Below are 19150 nucleotides of genomic sequence, written 5' to 3' on the forward strand. Positions count from 1 at the left end.
ATCGAGACCTTCACCCGCGGTCAGACCCCGCGATCCCGCGCGCCACCCTGGGAGGATGCCGCATGATCCAGCCCTCACACCTGGTTCCACCATCAGCAGGCACCGGACCAGTCGTTGCGGCCACTCCACCGAAACCCACGTTGCAGCAGGCCAATGGCAACAGCAAAATGACGATCCCGCGGCATGGGCCCAGAAAGATCAGCTGGCCGGCACGGATCGGTGTCGTCAGCCTCAAGCGTCATGGCATCCGCCAACCAAGCCTCGAGCCACTATCCCCATAGCAGCGAAAGCCGCCCGCGCTTTCCTCCTTGTCAGATTTATCGCCGCTGCAGCTCACGCTGACAGCAGCCACAAACCTTAGACTTTGCTGCCGTTGCCCAAAAAGCCGTTAGGAGCTGTACTATGTCACAGTCCACTCGTAATTGCGCCATTCGGCTATCGGGTGTTCTTCTAACCAATTGATGCAACGGTTACGAATTACTTTTTCGATATTTCCTCGATGGGCGTCTGGCCAATAGTACTGAGTATCTTCTATCGCTAGGTCAACTGCGGCATAGTGAAGAAGGTAGAAGTCATAAATAGCGTCGGCATGGTCTTGTTCGATGCAGAGTTGCGATATGGCATACAGAGCGTCAGCACTATTAGTCTTACCCTGAATAAACCTTTGGACATAAGCTGTTGCTATAATTTCAAGGGCTTCGTCTTTATGACTTACCTTGGGTATTTGGAGTTCATACTGGATGCGATCCAGCAACTCGTCGATTTCAAATTTGTTGAATGGTTCGACCTCGCCCAAGAGAATGAACAGGCTGTCAGATACGAAACCCGATAGGGTCATATTTTCTGCCCAAACGACTACTGAACCATCGGGCCCGCAATCAAGAAATCGGCGAGCATATATTTCGGAAGTAAATCGTAGATCAGCTTGTTGTTTCATGACCTTTTTTGTAACGTCTACATTGCTTAGACGAAAGTACGTTTGGGCTCAAAGCGGTCATCTGACTGAATGTGTCGGATGTCAGCTTTCCGAGGCGCGAAGGATTTGGTCCAGAGAGTTCGAGCGCCCTTTCAACATTTATCGTATGGGCCGGAAAACCCGGCCCTTGTTTGATTATTCCGCAGCTTTCATCGGGGCTCTTGGTGGATGCTCCGATCTATCGCCGGGCTGATCCGCCCGATCCTGAACGGGTGCGGGAATGTCGCTCCAGACAATCTCGGTTGATTGCATTGCACGGGCGCTGCGTCCAATAGCCATATCCTGCGCGATTTGGCTGGAACGACCGGCCGTCACCCGGGCGAGGAGTCTGGCCAGCCAGACGGCATAGGTCGCGACCCACACGCGCAAGGCCAGGAACGAAGGCGTCACGATCAACGTCAGCACGGTGGCGATGCCCAGGCCGAACACAACCGCCGTCGCCAGCTGTTTCCACCACAGGGCCGTCGGGCTGTCGATGCTGTACCCGCCATTGATGAAATCCAAAGACAGGCCGAACATCATCGGGGTCAGACCAGCCATCGTTGTCAAAGTAGTCAACAGAACCGGACGAATACGAGCTTCGGCCGTGCGGACGATGGCATCGATCCGGGGCATATAGCGGCTGTATTCCTGATAGGTGTCGATCAGAACAATGTTGTTGTTCACCACGATCCCCGCCAGCGCCACGATGCCTGTTCCCGTCATGATGATCGAGAAAGGCTGCTGCATGACCAGCATCCCGATCAGCACGCCTGTGGTTGACAGAACCACGGCCAACAAAACCAGCACCGAGTTGTAGAACGAGTTGAACTGGGCCAGCAGGATGACAAACATCAATCCCAGCGCGCCGGCAAAAGCATTCACCAGAAACGCGCCGGATTCGGCCTGATCTTCCTGATCTCCGGTCCATTCCCAACTGATAGTTTTTGCGAAGGGCTCGGTGTCCAGCCATTCTGTCAGAACCGCAATCCGTTCATTTGGATTGATCAGAATCACTTGGGCGTCACCGCTTTCCATGGCTGACCGCAGGCTTTCCACGCTGTCCGCTTCTGTCAGTTGCACAAGATCGAACCGTTTCCCATCAGCGCTGTTCAAGGTTGAGCTAGTGGACGCAACGCCGTCCTCCAACTCTCGAACAACGGCCAATCGCTGCTGGGCCCCGTCGGGACCGTCAGTCACGACCTTACTCAGGCCCGGTTCGACATCCGCTTTGACGTCATAGTACCGTTCCTGATCCACACGGTTGATCTCGGCCAGCTTTGCCACTGGTTGCCGAGTCACGAAGTTGGACAACGGTACCAGCCCGTCCTGCGTCCGGACCTTAAGAACGTCCAGCGTCGACAACACGCGGTCTTCTTCCGGCAGGCGGACACGAATATCAATTTCTTCATCCGTGGTATCCGGGCGCATTTCACCCAGCAGAATGCCCCGCGTGACCAGCTGAACCATGGCGCCAACAGTTGCCACGTCTGCCCCAAAACGGCCTGCTTTTGCCACATCAACGTCGATCTGCCAGTCGATACCGGGCAGGGGCAGGGTGTCTTCGATCTTGATCAGCCCGGGTGTGTTTTCAAACGCCTCACGTGCCGTAACCGTGGCCGAGGTCAGGTCCTCCCATCCATTGCCTTTGACGCGCAGGTGGACGGGCTTGGCCGAGGCCGGGCCTTGTTCCAACGGCAGAATCTCGACCACGAAACCGGGGATTTTCGCCAGCTCGATGTTCAGTTCGTCCAGCACAAAGTCACCGTCATACTCCGGGGCCACCACGTGTTTGTCGAACAGACCGCCAGCAATAGGTTCCGAGACATTCGGGCGATCTTCCCACGGAATGATCTCGAACTGAACACGGCCAACCGTATCGGCCGGGGCAGATGCGCCGCCGGTGTTCTGGTTCAACCCGCCTTCACCGGCAAATGAAAAGACATTGATCACCGCTGGATGCGACGCAATCACTTGCTCGGCCTCGTAGACCATCGCGTCCATCTCGGTCAGCGAGATGTTACCGCGCGCGCGCACATAGGCGGTCGCCTGTTCCGGCTCGCTTTCAACAAAGAACTCGACGCCGCGATTGTTGGCGCCATAAGCGGACATGACTGTCACGACAGCGAAACCAATCGCGACGATTGATACGATCGGCATGATTGGATTACCGACCAGGAATTTAATGACATAGCCGAATGGCGTGTGTTCCTTGGCCGTATGTACACGTGTTTCCGGTGCGCGTTCGATTTTTGCAGCACCCAAAGTGACCGACCCGGCAAACGCACCCACGATCACAAGAATTGCGCCGAACACTGCGCCACCGGGCGCACCTGCTGGCAACAGGTAAGTTGGGTTCAACACCTGCATCGCCCCTAGGAACACGAGGTAGAACGAAGGGGGCACCAGGACCGCCCGCAGCCACCAGGGCGTTCGTGCCCTCAACCAGTCGGAGGAGCGGTCAAAAACACGGCTGAGCCGTCCGGACACACCGCCCATGACGGGCAGGTAGATCAGCGCGACGATCAGTGAGGCTGACAGAACAAAGATCAGCGTGACCGGAAGCATCCCCATGAACTCACCCGGAACGCCGGGCCAGAACAGCATGGGAAGGAAGGCACATAGGGTCGTTGCGGTTGACGACACGATAGGCCAGAACATCCGCTGTGCCGCCTCGACATAAGCGTGCATTGGGCCGACGCCGTCCTTGATACGTTTGTCTGCGTATTCCACCACGACGATGGCGCCATCAACCAGCATGCCTACCGCAAGGATCAAACCGAACATCACGATGTTCGAAATGCTAATACCCATGACGGCCAAAAACGCAAAACACAAAAGGAATGAGGTCGGGATCGCAAAACCCACCAGTAAAGCGGCGCGCGACCCCAAAGAGGCAAGCACCACGATCATCACCAGCGCAATCGCGGTCAGCACTGACCCTTCAAGCTGGCTGACCATCGACCCGACAATCCGACTCTGGTCGTTTGAGGTACCGACATCGACAGCAGCCTGCAATTCAGCGGGCCACTTGGTCTGAGCGTCGGCAATCGTTGCTTTGACCTGTTCAACTGTGTCGATCAGGTTGAAACCCTTGCGCTTGACCACCTGCAGCGCAACGGTTGGTGCGCCGTCGAAACGGGCTGTGCCCTCGCGATCTTCAAAGGTGTAATTGATCTCGGCCAGTTCACCCAAGGTCACGACACGGTCGCCGTTGACCTTGATGGGCAATTCGTAAACGTCTTGAGCGGTCTTGAAGGATGACGGGATCTTGACCGAGAACGTGCCTTGTTCGGTTTCGACCTCACCCGCAGCAATCAGTTGGTTGTTGTTTTGCACAACGTTGATCAGCTCCGCAGCCGTAACGTTATACGCCTCCAGCCGCAGAGGATCGATTATCACCTCCAGCAACTCATCGCGATTGCCGGCAATCCCGGCCTCCAACACAGAATCCAGCGCTTCCAAATCGTCCTGAAGGTCCTTGGCTACACGGGCCATAGTGCGTTCAGGCACCGCACCGGTCAAGTTCACGATGACGATGGGAAATTCTGAGAAGTTGATTTCATATAGGGAATACTGTTCTGCGCCCTCGGGAAATTCTGCCTGTGCCGTATTCATGGCATCACGCACATCCGCCATGATGGCCGTTTTGTCCCAGCCAAAATCAAACTCGAGCGCAACACCGCCATAACCCTCGGCGGCCGTGGACGACATTTCTTTCAGACCGTCCAGATCCGCAAGCTCGGTTTCCATCGGCTTGACCAACAGATTCTCCGAGTCTTCGGCGGAAATTCCCGGAAATTGGACCGAGACGAACAAAGCAGGGATTTCAATGTCCGGCTCACCTTCCTTCGGCAGGCTTACATAGGCAAACCCGCCAATGACCAGTGAGATCGCGATAAATGCCAGAACCATTCGGGCCCGATCGGCGGCCCAGCTTACAATACTGGTCATTTTGTAACTTCCCGATATGTCGGCGCGACCGTTACGCCACGCGTCACGAATTCCTGCCCGACAACGATGACGTCAACGGTTTCAGCCAAGCCGTCGATCCAGACACCTTTTGATGTGTCGCGCAAAATGCGAACAGGCACAAAATCAACGATATTGCCGGTTCCAACGGTGCGCACACCCAGCTGACCTTCGTTGTTCAGTGTCAGGGCAGATTGCGGCAGCAGGTGCGCCTTGGCCCCTTCGGCGGCAATCCGGATCGTAGCGGTCTGACCATCGCGGATGGTCAGGTCAGCGTTTGGCACAGTTATTTCGACTTCGAACGTGCGGGTGGTTTCGTCCGCAGACCGGCTGAGGAAAGTCACACGGCCGGTAACCTGTCGCCCCGTGACCAGTTGTGCTGCGGCTTCAGTGCCGACAATAACGCGGTTCACTTCGGTTTCAGGTACAAAGCCGACCAGTTTGATCGGGTCCAGTTGGATCACGGTCGCGCACAAGGCGCCGGGCTGCAACAAGCTGCCCAACTCGGCCGTGTCGCTTTCCAGCAGGCCTTTAAAAGGTGCCTCAATGGTCAGGCGGTCGATCTCACGTTGGGCTGCTTCAACCTCGGCCGCAGCGGCTTCGATTCCGGCCCGGGTTCCTTCAAGTCCAGCTTCGGCCGACTTGATACCAGCCTCGGCGGTGCTCATAGCAGCCTCGCTGGAGATGCGGCGGGTTTCAGACCCGAAGCCTGAATCGGACAGTTTACGGGCGGCTGTCAGATTGATGTCAGCTTCTGCCACCAGCGCATGTGCTTCTTCCAGACGTGCCTCTGCCTCGGGAACTCGGCTTGCGGCTTCAAGCTTGCCGGCCATTGCCTCTGCCAGGCTGGCGGGGCGGGTTCCGGGGTCTAGCTGACACAACAGGTCGCCAGCCTCGACAAATGCGCCGCGGCGTTTGGGTTCCGAGATGACCGTTGACGTGGTTTCAGCCAGAACTTCGACTTGTCGGTTTGCTTTGGTCTGCCCGCGCAACAGGACGGCGCTGTCAATCTCACGCGCCTCCGACCGGAAAGCGATGACACCAATGGCCGTGTCGCTGACACTCGATTCTTCAGGTGCTTCGCCACTTTCTGTGACGGGTACGTCTGCTTCGCCGCGACCAGCGAAGGCAAATAGCGTGTCGCGTTCAAAAACAAGGAAATACAGGGCGACAATAACCAAAAGGGCGTTGATGAGAGAAATCAAACGCATGCAGTGCTTCTCCTAGAACTGTGCGCCAAAATTAATTGACGGGCATGCCTCAAAATGGGGGCGGGCATGTATCTTTTCCATACTAAACTGAATAGTTCGGTTTATTTTTTTTCGCAAGACCAGACCAACGCGGCGTATTTGTACAAAATCGGGCTCTTGGCTTGGCCGTGGTGCCGGGGTATGACATGGCGCACTAAAGCAAGATACACAGCCCGGGGGGCAGGAATGAGCGACACCGACAGTTTCATTGATGAGGTCACAGAAGAGGTGCGCCGCGACCGGATGTATCTGCTTTTGCGCCGCTGGGGCTGGGTCGGTGTTGTGGCAGTCATCCTGATCGTGGGTGGAGCGGCCTATAACGAATACCAGAAAGCGCGAGATACGTCTCAGGCGCAAGAGCTGGGCGACTCGATTCTAGCGGCTTTGGATGAGAATGATTCCGCAGCGCGTGCGTCAAGTCTTGAGGGCGTTCAGGCGCAATCCCCGGGCGGTGACGCGGTATTGAATATGCTGCTATCAGCCTCGCAGATAGACGCCGGATCCGAACAAGACGCGGTCAACAGCCTAAATAGCGTTGCCACACAGGGTGACCTGCCCGAGATCTACCGCGCGATTGCGGGTTTTAAGGCGCTGCTGTTGCAGAGTGACGCTTTGCCAGCCGCGGACCGTCGCCTGCAATTTGAAGCTTTGGCCGTGCCGGGCGCGCCGTTGCGCCTGCTGGCCGAGGAACAACTGGCACTGATTGACGTCTCCGAGGGCAATATCGACGCTGCGCTCGACCGGCTGCAGGCTTTGCGTCAGGATGCCGAAGTGGGCGTCGATCTGCAGCAGCGTGCGGCCCAGTTGATTGTGGCGTTGGGCGGCGAACCTGAACCGCTTGTGGCGCAGCAGGGCTGATCTGGCGGGAAACAAACTATGACAGGCGAGTTCAGAACAATATGGTAACAAGATTTTTTTCCCGTTTGGGAGTGCCAGCAGCGGCAGTTGCGCTGACGACACTGGCCGCCTGTCAGGAACCTGAGATCATTCTGCCGGGTGCGCGGGAAGACATCCGCCCTGCATCTGACACCGAAACGGTGGAAACCCGCGGGTCACAGCCGATCAGCCTTCCGGGTCAAAATGCGAATGCTAGCTGGCCCCAAAGTCCAGGCACTGCGGCCTTCCGCACAACCAACGCAGCGTTGCGCGGCACGCCGCAGCTGGCATGGTCTACGTTGATCGGCAATGGCGACTCGCGCAAACAGCGGATCACGGCCGAACCGGTCGTCGCAGGACGGTTGATCTATACGCTTGATTCCGGTGCGACGGTTTCGGCTGTGTCGCCACAGGGACAGCTGGTTTGGAACACCAATCTTATTCCGGCCAGTGACGGAGACTCGGATGCCACGGGCGGCGGAATGGCCTACTCCAACGGTGTCCTCTATGTCTCGTCTGGTTTTGGTCGACTGACAGCTCTTGATGCCAAATCGGGCGCGATCCGCTGGCAAAAGCGCTTGAATGCCACCGGCAGCGGCGCGCCGTTGGTCAGCGACGGATTGCTGTATCTGGTTGCCGGGGATGAAACCGGTTGGACCGTGGATACCAAAGATGGCCGTATCGCATGGCAAATCGAAAGCACACCCAGCGTTGGCAACGTTCTCGGGGCGCCTGCGCCTGTCTTGACGTCGGATCTTTCGGTGTTTGCGTTTGGGTCCGGTGACATAGCTGCGACCTTCCGCAAGGGTGGCATTCGCCGTTGGAACGCGTCGGTCGCAGGTGGGCGCAGGGGGCGCGCGGCGGCACAAATCGTCGACGTGACCGGTGGCCCAATGGTCGCGGGTGACACAATTTACATCGGCAATCACTCAGGTCGCACGGTGGCCTTTGATGCCGCGTCGGGTGAGCGTCGCTGGACCGCAGACGAGGGTGCTGTCGATACCGTCTGGCCAGCGGGCAACAGTATCTTTTTGATCAGTGACCGCAGCCAGTTGGTGCGTCTGAGCGCGTCGGATGGTACCGTCATCTGGGCGCAGGATCTGCCGGGTTTCGTCAAGGATAAACCTAAGCGGCGTGGCCCGATCTTTGCGCATTACGGCCCCATTGTTGCTGGCGGGCGCATTGTTGTGGCGTCGAATGACGGATATCTGCGTTTCTTCAATCCAGTGGATGGATCGCTTGTGCATCGGGTTGATGTGCCTGGTGGCGCGACGACAGCACCCGTTGTTGCCGGTCAGACCCTTTATGTGGTTTCGACCAAGGGCCAACTGCACGCTTTCCGTTGACGACAAGATGCGCTAAAGGGCGCGTCTGAGTCTTGAAAGTTGAGTATCATGTCGCTGACCCTCGCCATCGTGGGGCGCCCCAATGTGGGCAAATCCACCCTGTTCAACCGCCTTGTGGGCAAACGTCTGGCCCTGGTCGACGACCAGCCTGGCGTGACGCGTGATCTGCGCGAAGGCGAAGCGCGGCTTGGCGACCTGCGTTTTACGGTGATCGATACGGCCGGTCTTGAAGACGCGACTGACGACAGCCTCGAGGGCCGCATGCGGCGGCTCACCGAGCGAGCCGTGGATATGGCCGATGTCTGCCTGTTCATGATTGATGCGCGAGTAGGGCTGACTCCAACCGACGAGATGTTTTCCGAAATCCTGCGCAAGCGGTCAAAACACGTGATCCTTGCAGCCAACAAAGCCGAGGGCAACGCGGCAGATGCAGGTGTGCTGGAGGCCTATAATCTGGGGCTCGGCGAACCTGTTCGTCTGTCGGGTGAGCATGGTGAAGGGATGGCTGACCTATATGATCAGTTGATGCCTCTGGCCGATGCCGCCGAAGAACAGGCCGTGGATGACACCCCGGTAACGAACATCGATCTGGATGAGGATGGCGAGGGCGAGACACCTCTGATCACAGCAGAGAAGCCATTGCAGGTGGCTGTTGTTGGTCGCCCGAATGCCGGAAAATCCACGCTGATCAACAAGATCATGGGCGAAGACCGTCTGCTGACGGGTCCTGAGGCCGGGATCACGCGCGACGCCATCAGTTTGCGTGTCGATTGGGCAGACCCGGACGGCAATAGCACTCCGATGCGTATCTTTGATACCGCAGGCATGCGCAAGAAAGCCAAGGTTCAGGAAAAGCTGGAAAAGCTTTCAGTGTCGGACGGGCTGCGTGCCGTCAAATTTGCCGAGGTTGTGGTTGTTTTGCTCGATGCGGCGATTCCGTTCGAACAGCAGGACCTGCGCATCGCAGATCTTGCCGAACGCGAAGGCCGTGCCGTGGTTGTTGCCGTCAACAAATGGGACATCGAAGAGGACAAGCAGGAAAAGCTGCGAGACCTCAAAGAATCTTTCGATCGGCTGCTGCCACAGCTACGTGGCGCGCCGCTGATCACTGTTTCGGCTAAGACGGGTCGGGGGCTCGAACGGCTCCGTGATGCCATCTTGCGCGCCCATGATGTGTGGAACCGCCGGGTGCCGACCGCCGCATTGAACCGCTGGTTGACGGCCATGCTGGAGCAACACCCACCACCAGCGCCGCAAGGTCGCCGGATCAAACTGCGCTACATGACCCAGGTCAAAACCCGGCCGCCGGGGTTTGTTGTCATGTGTTCCCACCCCGACAAGATGCCCGCAAGCTATTCCCGGTATCTGGTGAATGGTCTGCGCGAAGACTTTGATATGCCCGGCTCGCCGATCCGCCTGACACTGCGTGGGCAGGGGGACAGTAACCCTTACAAGGGACGGCGTAAGAAAAACGCCGGTGCTTTGGCCAAACATCTCAAAGGTAAGGCGTAACTACGCCAATTCTCAGCATTTTTGCTGTCAGGGCGTGACAGCCTGATTTCGGCGCGCTAGCATTTGCTTGCGCGCCATTGTTTTCGTGCGCGCTGCTTGTACACGGGTGATCCGTGCATAGCTTTGGAACAGTTTTGAACCGGGCCATCGTGGGGAGCGGGCTGGATGGATCTGAGGGAATATACACGGCAATACGCAGTTCAGGACAACACGCTTGCTGCGCTAAGCTATTTCGGCACATTCGCGGTGTATTTCACATCGCTGGCCCTGGCGATCATTTATGTTGATCGCTGGTACGTCATGGTTCCGGCGGGGATCGTCTTTGCCTTTTCTGCCGTCCGTTTATATGTGTTGCAGCATGATTGCGGGCACCATTCGTTGTTTGAAACACGCGAGCAGAATGAATGGGCCGGGCATGGCCTGTCGCCCTTCACCTTCGCGCCGTTCGAAGTGATGAAACAGAACCACAATCTGCATCACAGCGGCATTGGAAATCTGGAACATCGAGAGACCGGCGAAATTCACACGATGACCCTGCGCGAGTGGCGTGTGGCGGATTGGAAAACGCGGCTGTATTACCGGCTGTACCGCAACCCGTTCATCCTTGTGCCGCTTGGCGCACTGTTCACGTACTTCATTCGCTACCGTTGGCCCAAGAACACTGCGCGGTTTGGTATTGCTGGGGTATTGTTCCACAACGTCTCGATCGTGGTCTTCCTGGGCTTGCTTTACATGATCGCCGGGACCACCGGCATTCTTGTTTGGTTGGTCTTCTCCTTTCTGGGGGGGATGCTGGGCGTCTTTCTTGTGTATTTGCAGCATAACTTCGAAGATACCTATTGGGATCGCCGCCCGGATCTGAACCCGCAATTGGCAGCCCTCGAGGGATCATCGGCTTTGGATTTTGGCTGGTGGTTCGACAATGCCGTGGCGTGTATCACGCTGCACGACATTCACCACTTTAACGCGCGCATCCCATCTTATCGGCTGCGCGCCTGCCACTACAATCTGCCGCCCGAATTCACCCCTCGCCGGATCAAGTTTCCCGAGGCGGTGGCGGCATTGAACCTCAAGCTTTGGGATGAAGAGGCAAAGCGGCTTGTGCCGTTCCCAAAGAACGAGCCTAGTTCGGATCTGGCTCACAGCAGCTAGGACTATTGGGCGAAGTCGTGAAACGCTTGTGAATTCGTATATCCTTCGTATATACGAATGTGCAGAGAGCAAGGGAAGGGACCAATAATGACCGCAGTGACCGATGTCAAAGGTGTAGGAGAAACGCTGGGCAAGGCGTTGAATTCCAACGGACTCAAAACCGCGGAAGCGATTGCCAAGGCAAACCCCGCGGATCTGGTCAATGTTCCTCGCATTGGTGCGGCTCGTGCGCTTGTGTTGATTGCTGCGGCAAATGACGCCATCGCCTCCAAACCTGCAGCCGTGAAAAAAGCAGCTGCCAAACCGACGGCGCGTCGTGCACCGGCGCGAAAACCGGCGACCCGGAAGCCTGCTACCCGCAAGGCTGCCACCCAAAAGCCGGCAGCACGGAAAACTGTTGCTGCGGCTGCGGCCGAAAAACGGGCTGAAGACGCTGCGCGCAAAGCGGCCAAGGAAAAGGCAGAGGCCGATTTGGCCGCAGCCGAGGCCAAGAAAAAGGCCAAAGCCAAAGCCAAGGCCGAAAAAGCTGCCAAAAAACGCAAAGAGATGGAGGCCGCGTTCACCAAAGCCAAAGACAAGGTGAAAGCCAAATCCAAAAAGGACAAGAAATCCAAGAAGGATGGCAAGAAAAAGGCCGACAAAAAGGACAAAAAGAAAGACGCGAAGTCCAAGAAGGGCGGCAGGAAAAAGGATGGAAAAAAGGCGAAGAAGTAATCTTCTTCGCCTCGTTACATTTGCTGAACCGGCGTCGTGGGCGCCGGTTTTTGTTGTCAGCTCAGAGTGCCGTCCGTTTGTAGCGTCAGCTTTCCACCCAGATAGGGGGCCAGTGGCTGGGGCAGCGTTACGGTGCCGTCTTCGTTTTGACCATTTTCCAGAACCGCGATCAGGCATCGCCCGACGGCAAGGCCCGACCCGTTCAGCGTATGTACATATTCCGGCTTACCACCGCCTTCGGGGCGGAACCGGGCGTTCATCCGACGTGCCTGAAATGCGCCCGTTGTCGAGACCGAGCTGATTTCGCGATACGCATCCTGACCGGGCAACCAAGCCTCAATGTCGAACGTACGGCGCGCACCAAAGCCCATATCGCCGGTGCACAGGACCACCGTCCGATAGGGAATGCCCAATTGCTCCAGCAAGTCTTCGGCGCAGCGCAACATACGTTTCTGCTCCGCATCCGAGTTATCTGGATGCGTGATCGAGACCATCTCGACCTTTTCGAACTGGTGCTGACGCAACATGCCTGCCGTGTCTTTGCCCGCACTGCCGGCTTCGGACCGGAAACAGGCGGTATGCGCAGTCATGCGGATGGGCAGGGCGCTTTCATCCAGAATGTCGCCTGACACAGAGTAGGTCAGAGTGACCTCAGATGTCGGGATCAGCCACCAGCCATTTGTTGTCTGATAGCTGTCATCGCCAAACTTCGGCAGCTTGTCGGTGCCATACATGGCCTCGTTGCGCACCAGAACCGGGGTCTGCATCTCGGTCAGGCCGTTTTTGTCGATATGCGTGTCCAGCATGAACTGGGCCAGCGCCCGGTGGACACGGGCCACGCCCTTGGACAGGTTCACAAACCGGCTGCCGCTGGTTTTAGCGGCCGTTTCAAAATCCATTGCCGCCGCGACGGCAGGGATTTCATAATGCTCTTTGGGATCGAAATCGAAGTTGCGCGGCGCGCCCCAGCGATTGACCTCGACATTGTCGTTTTCGTCTGCACCTTGTGGGACATCGTCAGCGGGCAGGTTGGCAATGCGCGCCAGCTGATCAGTCAGCAGCGCGTCCAGATCCTTGGCCTCGGTCTGCATCCGGGCGATTTCCGCCTTTTTCTCGGCGACCAACGCGCGCAGGCGTTCGAATTCGACCTCATCGCCACGCCCTTTTGCGGCGCCAACTTCTTTGGATGCTTTGTTCTGTTCAGCCTGAGCCGTTTCAGCAGCCAAAATCTTGGCGCGACGGCTTTCATCCAGGCGCAGCAGGTCAGACGACACCGGCGCGTCCCCACGGCGCGCAAGGGCGGCGTCGAAGGCGGCAGGGTTTTCGCGAATGGCGCGGATGTCGTGCATGAGTCATGTCCTTAATGCGTGAATCACTAAAGGCGCTTATGCACTATCTCGCGGGCAGGGTGTAGCGCTGGCGTAGGAAATTACACCTCGTGAGCACCATCATGATCGTCTTCATGTGCAAGATGCCCATCCCAAGCTTCTGTCGGGATTTTAGGTTCAGGCGGATCGGCCATGTAGGACGGCGTCATGATCTGCACATTGTTCTCGTTGAACACGGCCACAATGTTTCGATGCAGGTCAGATTTGATCCGGGGAATGATGCTGCCACGCGTCGTATACCCGTTGATTTGATAGTTGATCGCGTAATCTGTCAGAGCGGTCCACAGGACAAAAGGTTCCGGCTTGGTTTTGATGCTTTTGGTCCGATGCGCGGCCTCAATCAACATGGCCTCGATCTTGGCCGGAGGCTCCTCATAGCCAATGCCAACCGTCGTGTGCAAAAGCAGACCACTGCCGTCGATCTTTTTTGAAAAGTTGATCACATCTGAGTTCATCAGTTGAGCGTTGGGGATCGAGATCAGCTCGTTCTTGATGGACTTCAGGTGCGTCTCCATCAGTTTGATCCTCACAACATCGCCGATATGTTCGCCAATCTGAATGCGATCCCCGATTGAGGTGGACCGCCGATAGATCACGAACAGCCCCGCCAGCATGTTAGAGACGACCGAATTCGCACCCAGCGACAGCATTGCCCCAATAAGAATGGTCAGGCCTTGAAAGGCGGCTGAGTCCGAACCCGGTATGTAGGGTACGGCAAAGACAAGGGCGATCAATACCACAACGACACGCGCGATGTTGAAGGTTGGCCCAATCCAGTGCTTGTCAAAATCGCGCATCTCAAACGTGCCGGCTTCGACTGCGTCAAAAAACACGCGCATTCCCTTGATGATGTACAGTGTCACCCAAGTGATCAGGGCCAGCATAATCAGGTTAGGGACGTAGGTGATGATACCCTTGACGATGACCAGCACCGGATCGGTCAGGTAAGTCAGCAGAACTTCGGCGACATATCTGGTTTCCGCAAAGGCCAGCAGGACAAAGGACAGATAGTAGTAGAACCCCAGAAAGAAGATAACCAATAGCACGAAGTTCAGACCATAGCGGATCAAACCTGCGATGGCTTCGGCCTGAACATGCTCGGCGGTCGCGGTTTCCACACCTTTAAGGTAACGCCGTACGATCTCCAACGTGCGACGTCTGATCCTGCGATACAGCCACATGATCACGGTAACAAAAAGAATAAACACAATGGTCCATGCCCCGGCCTCAATCGCGCCAGACACCCGCGCCTGTTCTGTGCGGTTCGCCCGGTAAGACGCAATGGCTTTCCCAACCACATCGCCATGCAACTGACTGAGAACGCTCAGATCAACTTGTTCCAGTTCAGCGTCCGCCGCTGTGACAACCGAAACCTGAACGCCATCAACTAGGATGGCTGTGCCCAGCTCGGTCTCTTCATAGGTGATTGTGACACTTGGCGCTTCTGACGCTTCGGCTGCGTTGATGATCTGGTTTTGAACCCGTTCCGCGCGTTCGCTGGCAGGAAGGGCACTTGTTCCGCGAAGGTGGAACAACGCCTCACCATCTACAACCACAGGAGCCTGAAAAACACCCGATTGGGTTGCGTTGGTTTCCGCGTCGTCCGACGTGTCTTCTTGTGCGTAAACCGACCCGGCCAGTTGGATGATCAAAAAAACAGCAAGCAGGAAATGAACCAGCAAGTGGAAGCGTTTGAAAAGATGGGGCATCGGTCCTCCTGCGGGCCAACTATATCCAAGTGCGCCCCGGTTCCTAGGGCATATCTGCAACGTTCGCGATCATCTTTTGTGCTTGGTGTGATCTTCGGGTGGGTTGCAACGCCGCGTTTGCTTGCAAACGTCTAAATCAAAGCATAGGTTCGCGCCAAATTTGCGGAAACACCCCGCAACCTCTGAACAAAGGAATATCCCATGGATGGTGGCACAATCGCCCAATTTCTCCCGCTGATCCTGATTTTTGCGATCATGTATTTCCTGCTGATCCGTCCGCAGCAGAAGAAAATGAAGGAACATCAGGCCATGGTCGAAGCCGTGCGCCGGGGCGATCAGGTCGTCACCCAAGGCGGTCTGATTGGCAAAGTGTCCAAGGTCAAGGAAGGCGACAACGAGATCGAAGTCGAAATCGCCGACGGTGTTAAGGTTCGTGTGGTCAAATCGACCATTGCTCAGGTGCTGAACAAGACCGAACCAGCGAAGTAACTTCGCGCCACAGTTCCTTGAAAAGGCAGGGTAATGCTGCAAATTGATACCTGGAAGCGGGTTCTGATCTGGCTGGTCTGCGTGACTGGCTTGGTGATGGCCCTGCCGAATGCGTTTTATACGCGTGTCGAACAATCGAACGATGCCAAAGCCGCTATTGAGCTGGGCATCGACACCCCCGAGATGCAGGCCGAGGCCGCGCAGTGGCCGAACTGGATGCCGTCTTCTCTGGTCAATCTGGGACTCGATCTGCGCGGGGGTGCGCATCTGCTGGCCGAAGTGCAGGTTGGTGACGTCTACGAATCCCGTATGGAGGCCATGTGGCCCGAGATCCGGGATGCGTTGCGCGATGAACGTGCGACGATTGGCACTATCCGCAAACAGCCGTCAGACCCTGATGAGATTCGTGTCCGTATCAGCGAGCCCGCAGGTATGCCCCGCGCGCTTGAAGTTGTGCGCGGTTTGGCCCGACAGGTGCAGACTCTGACCGGTGTGGGCGCCACGGATATCGAGGCGCGCGCCGAGGGTGACACGATTGTTGTGCAACTCTCTGATGCCGAAAAACTGGCCTCGGATGATCGTACTGTTCGCCAATCGTTGGAAATCGTGCGCCGCAGAATTGACGAGGTTGGCACACGTGAGCCGACAATTCAGCGCCAAGGTACGGATCGCATTCTGATTCAAGTGCCGGGTATCGGTAGCGCCGGTGAGCTGAAAGAGATCATCGGGACGACCGCTCAGCTGACATTCAATCCGGTAGTTAATCGCGGAACAGACGCGGATGCCGTGCCTGGGATCGGTGAAAGTCTTGTGCCTTCGTTGGACGAAGAGGGGCTGTTCTACATGATCGAGTCCGCCCCAGTTGTGACTGGCGAAGAATTGGTAGACGCCCAACCGGCGTTCGACCAGAACGGACGCCCGGCGGTAAGCTTCCGCTTCAACACGTCCGGTGCGCGGAAGTTCGGTGACTACACCCGTGATAATGTCGGATCACCCTTCGCCATTGTTCTGGATGACGAGGTGATTTCGGCCCCGGTCATTCAAAGCCATATTCCGGGTGGGTCTGGCATTATCACCGGAAACTTCACCGTTGAAGAAAGCACCAATCTGGCTGTCTTGTTGCGCGCTGGAGCGTTGCCTGCGGGCCTGGAGTTCCTGGAAGAACGCACCATCGGCCCCGAACTGGGTCAGGACAGCATCGATGCGGGTAAGGTGGCAACCATCGTGGCATTCGTTGCCGTGCTGGTCTTTATGGCGCTCAGCTATGGTTTGTTCGGCCTGTTCGCCAATATCGCGCTGATCATTAACGTCGGGCTGTTGTTTGGTCTCCTGTCCCTGATCGGGGCGACGCTGACGCTGCCGGGTATTGCGGGGATTGTTTTGACGGTTGGTATGGCGGTGGACGCCAACGTGCTGATTTTTGAACGTGTCCGCGAAGAGTTGAAATCCGCCAAAGGCCCGGCGCGCGCGATTGAGCTTGGTTACGAAAAGGCGTTGTCGGCCATTCTGGACGCCAACGTGACCACGTTCATCACCGCCGTCATCCTGTTCGCCATGGGCAGCGGCCCTGTGCGCGGTTTCGCCATCACTCTGGGCTTGGGCATTTTGACATCGGTCTTCACCGCGATCTTTGTGACGCGCGTGATGATCGTCATGTGGTTCGAACGCCGCCGTCCGAAAACGATCGAGGTTTGACATGAGACTGAAACTCGTACCCCAGAACACCTCGTTCGATTTCTTCAGCCGCTGGAAGCTGTGGTTGGGCATTTCCGGCCTTATGATGGTGATCGCCTTTACCTCGTTCATGCTTCAGGGGCTGAACTTTGGCATCGACTTTCGAGGTGGTACTGAAATTCGAACCAAAAGCGCTCAGACAATCGATATTGGCGTGTATCGTGATGCCATTGTTCCTCTTGAATTGGGCGATATAACGATTGTCGAGATTTTTGATCCGACGTTTGGGCCAGATGAAAACGTGGCGATGATCCGGATTCAGGCTCAAGCTGATACGGAAGCCGTAACCGCTGCTACAATAACTGCAATAGAGCAATCTTTGGAGGCTGCCGTTCCAGGTCTTCAGATCGATTCTGTCGAATCCGTCGGTCCCAAAGTGTCGGGAGAGTTGATCCAGACCGCCGTCATTGCGGTTGTCTTGGCCATCGGCGCCGTGCTTGTCTACATCTGGTTGCGGTTCGAATGGCAGTTTGCATTGGGCGCGGTGGCTGCGTTGGTGCACGACGTAATCCTGACCATCGGGATCTTCTCGGAACTGCAGATCCGGTTCGATCTGGCCATTATCGCGGCATTGTTGACCATCGTTGGTTACTCGCTGAATGATACGGTGGTTGTGTTCGACCGAGTGCGAGAAAACCTGAGGAAATACAAGAAGAAGGACCTGAAAGAGGTTCTGAACATCTCGATCAACGAAACGCTCAGCCGGACCGTGATGACCTCGGTCACCACGTTGTTGGCGCTGATCTCGCTTTATGTGCTGGGCGGGGACGTTATTCGCGGGTTTGTCTTTGCGATGATCTGGGGTGTGATCGTGGGAACCTACTCCTCGGTCTTTGTGGCGTCGACCATCCTGTTGTGGCTGGGCGTCAAGCGCGACTGGTCCAAACCGTCAAACACCTCTGGCAATCAATTTGCCAACGTTGATGCCTGATATTTTTGGCCAGTCCCCGCAAGGGCTGGCCATTATACTATTTGCTGCTTTTATTGGCGGCATTGTGCGGGGCTTTTCCGGCTTTGGCACCGCGCTTATTTTCCTTCCCCTCGCAACACCACATCTTGGTCCGTTTGGTGCATTGATCGGGCTGACGATCATGGATATCTTTGGCCCGCTGCCCAATTTGCGTCGCGCATGGTTGGTTGTGGACAAGGGCGATCTGACCCGACTTGTTCTGGGCTGCGCCTTGGTTTTGCCTTTGGGTCTGTGGGTGCTGACGCAAGTTGAACCCGAAGTGTTTCGCTATGCAGTCAGTCTGGTCGCCCTGTCCATGCTTACAGTCCTGATCCTTGGGATTCGGTATCGGGGCAGGGTCAGCCGAACCATGGTTACTGCTATCGGTGGGGCCGCAGGGTTTCTGGGTGGTGTCGCCGGTCTGCCCGGTCCCGCCGTTATTCTGTTTTACATGTCCCGCCCTTTGCAAATCGAAACGATACGGGCGACGATTTTGTTGTTTCTGTTCGGTTTTGACTTCCTGATCCTTGGGTTTCTGACGGGTATGGGGCGCGTGACGCTGGCGGCTGCCGGTCTTGGGCTGTTTCTGGCGGTTCCAAATCTCGTGGGCAATTGGCTGGGCGGCTGGCTGTTCCGCCCGGACAGAGAGCGGCTGTACCGTGCCGCAGCTTACCTTGCGATTGCATTGGCGGCCTTGTCGGGCCTGCCGCTTTGGGGCTAAAACGCATCTATGCGGTTGAATGAAATCACATACAGCAACGCAGTTCCGATTGACGGCTACGGACCGGGCTTTTTCCGCATTGGCGGCAAGGCATATGAAGGAGCTGTCATAACGGGCCCCGAAGGCACGGGCGCTTGGGGCGGGTACGCGGATCAGGACACGCTATTGGCACTGGCGGATCAGGTGGACGTAGTGTTTGTCGGCACCGGTGCCGAGCTGACGCACATTCCGCCAGAGCTGCGAAATGCGCTGGAAGCGGCTGGCATCGGCGTTGAGAACATGAATTCTCCGGCCGCATGCCGCACCTATAACGTCTTGCTGTCCGAGGGTCGTCGCGTTGCGCTGGCCCTGTTGCCGGTCTGAGACCGCGTCAGTACCCTGCG

The 19150-nt window shown here is 56.8% G+C and carries 16 protein-coding genes; 11 read left to right on the plus strand and 5 right to left on the minus strand.

What is annotated here, in order from left to right; genetic code table 11:
• The coding region (locus D9K61_RS08265; RefSeq protein ID WP_216825773.1) for a hypothetical protein at positions 1 to 281 on the plus strand (281 nt) is incomplete at its 5' end.
• A gap of 119 nt (positions 282 to 400) precedes the next feature.
• Here D9K61_RS08265 and D9K61_RS08270 read toward each other — a convergent pair.
• The 3 genes from D9K61_RS08270 to D9K61_RS08280 all read right to left on the minus strand — a co-directional run bounded on the left by D9K61_RS08270 (position 401) and on the right by D9K61_RS08280 (position 6138).
• The gene (locus D9K61_RS08270) at positions 401 to 937 is read right to left on the minus strand and encodes a hypothetical protein (protein ID WP_162946810.1); all 537 of its coding nucleotides are present in this window, start codon (positions 935 to 937) and stop codon (positions 401 to 403) included.
• A gap of 174 nt (positions 938 to 1111) precedes the next feature.
• A complete protein-coding gene (locus D9K61_RS08275) occupies positions 1112 to 4909 on the minus strand; it encodes an efflux RND transporter permease subunit (protein WP_120632783.1) in 3798 nt (1265 codons plus the stop codon).
• Positions 4906 to 6138, minus strand: coding sequence for an efflux RND transporter periplasmic adaptor subunit (locus D9K61_RS08280; RefSeq protein WP_120632784.1), 1233 nt, complete (start codon positions 6136 to 6138; stop codon positions 4906 to 4908). Before D9K61_RS08280 ends, D9K61_RS08275 begins: the two co-directional genes overlap by 4 nt.
• Before the next feature lie 225 nt (positions 6139 to 6363).
• On the opposite strand from D9K61_RS08280, the gene D9K61_RS08285 reads away from it, so the two are divergent.
• The 5 genes from D9K61_RS08285 to D9K61_RS08305 all read left to right on the plus strand — a co-directional run bounded on the left by D9K61_RS08285 (position 6364) and on the right by D9K61_RS08305 (position 11777).
• Complete coding sequence (locus D9K61_RS08285) at positions 6364 to 7035, plus strand: hypothetical protein (protein ID WP_120632912.1); 672 nt, start codon at positions 6364 to 6366, stop codon at positions 7033 to 7035.
• Positions 7036 to 7076: 41 nt separating this feature from the next.
• Positions 7077 to 8399: a PQQ-like beta-propeller repeat protein gene (locus D9K61_RS08290; protein ID WP_120632785.1), complete on the plus strand. Its 1323-nt coding sequence runs from the start codon at positions 7077 to 7079 to the stop codon at positions 8397 to 8399.
• A gap of 48 nt (positions 8400 to 8447) precedes the next feature.
• Positions 8448 to 9911 carry a ribosome biogenesis GTPase Der gene (gene der, locus D9K61_RS08295; protein WP_120632786.1) on the plus strand — a complete coding sequence of 488 codons (1464 nt, stop codon included), beginning with the start codon at positions 8448 to 8450 and terminating at the stop codon, positions 9909 to 9911.
• A gap of 165 nt (positions 9912 to 10076) precedes the next feature.
• Positions 10077 to 11063: a fatty acid desaturase gene (locus tag D9K61_RS08300; protein WP_120632787.1), complete on the plus strand. Its 987-nt coding sequence runs from the start codon at positions 10077 to 10079 to the stop codon at positions 11061 to 11063.
• Between the two features lie 87 nt (positions 11064 to 11150).
• Positions 11151 to 11777, plus strand: a complete 627-nt coding sequence (locus tag D9K61_RS08305) for a helix-hairpin-helix domain-containing protein (protein ID WP_120632788.1) — start codon at positions 11151 to 11153, stop codon at positions 11775 to 11777.
• 56 nt (positions 11778 to 11833) lie between these two features.
• On the opposite strand, the gene serS is transcribed toward D9K61_RS08305, so the two are convergent.
• Both serS and D9K61_RS08315 read right to left on the minus strand, forming a co-directional pair.
• Positions 11834 to 13126: a serine--tRNA ligase gene (gene serS, locus D9K61_RS08310; RefSeq protein ID WP_120632789.1), complete on the minus strand. Its 1293-nt coding sequence runs from the start codon at positions 13124 to 13126 to the stop codon at positions 11834 to 11836.
• An 80-nt stretch (positions 13127 to 13206) separates the two neighbouring features.
• Entirely contained in the window at positions 13207 to 14874 is a 1668-nt protein-coding gene (locus tag D9K61_RS08315) for a mechanosensitive ion channel family protein (RefSeq protein ID WP_120632790.1), read from the minus strand.
• A gap of 201 nt (positions 14875 to 15075) precedes the next feature.
• On the opposite strand from D9K61_RS08315, the gene yajC reads away from it, so the two are divergent.
• From yajC to D9K61_RS08340, 5 genes are read left to right on the plus strand one after another with little or no spacing between them, the layout of a single operon-like run.
• Complete coding sequence (gene yajC / locus D9K61_RS08320; RefSeq protein ID WP_120632791.1) at positions 15076 to 15363, plus strand: preprotein translocase subunit YajC; 288 nt, start codon at positions 15076 to 15078, stop codon at positions 15361 to 15363.
• Between the two features lie 33 nt (positions 15364 to 15396).
• The gene (gene secD / locus D9K61_RS08325; protein ID WP_120632792.1) at positions 15397 to 17058 is read left to right on the plus strand and encodes a protein translocase subunit SecD; all 1662 of its coding nucleotides are present in this window, start codon (positions 15397 to 15399) and stop codon (positions 17056 to 17058) included.
• A gap of 1 nt (position 17059) precedes the next feature.
• Positions 17060 to 18028, plus strand: a complete 969-nt coding sequence (secF, locus tag D9K61_RS08330) for a protein translocase subunit SecF (protein WP_120632793.1) — start codon at positions 17060 to 17062, stop codon at positions 18026 to 18028.
• A complete protein-coding gene (locus tag D9K61_RS08335; protein ID WP_120632794.1) occupies positions 18021 to 18767 on the plus strand; it encodes a sulfite exporter TauE/SafE family protein in 747 nt (248 codons plus the stop codon). Before secF ends, D9K61_RS08335 begins: the two co-directional genes overlap by 8 nt.
• 9 nt (positions 18768 to 18776) lie before the next feature.
• Complete coding sequence (locus D9K61_RS08340) at positions 18777 to 19130, plus strand: Mth938-like domain-containing protein (protein ID WP_120632795.1); 354 nt, start codon at positions 18777 to 18779, stop codon at positions 19128 to 19130.
• Positions 19131 to 19150 lie beyond the last annotated feature (20 nt).

The organism is Ruegeria sp. EL01 (assembly GCF_900313035.1).
GTDB lineage: Bacteria > Pseudomonadota > Alphaproteobacteria > Rhodobacterales > Rhodobacteraceae > Ruegeria.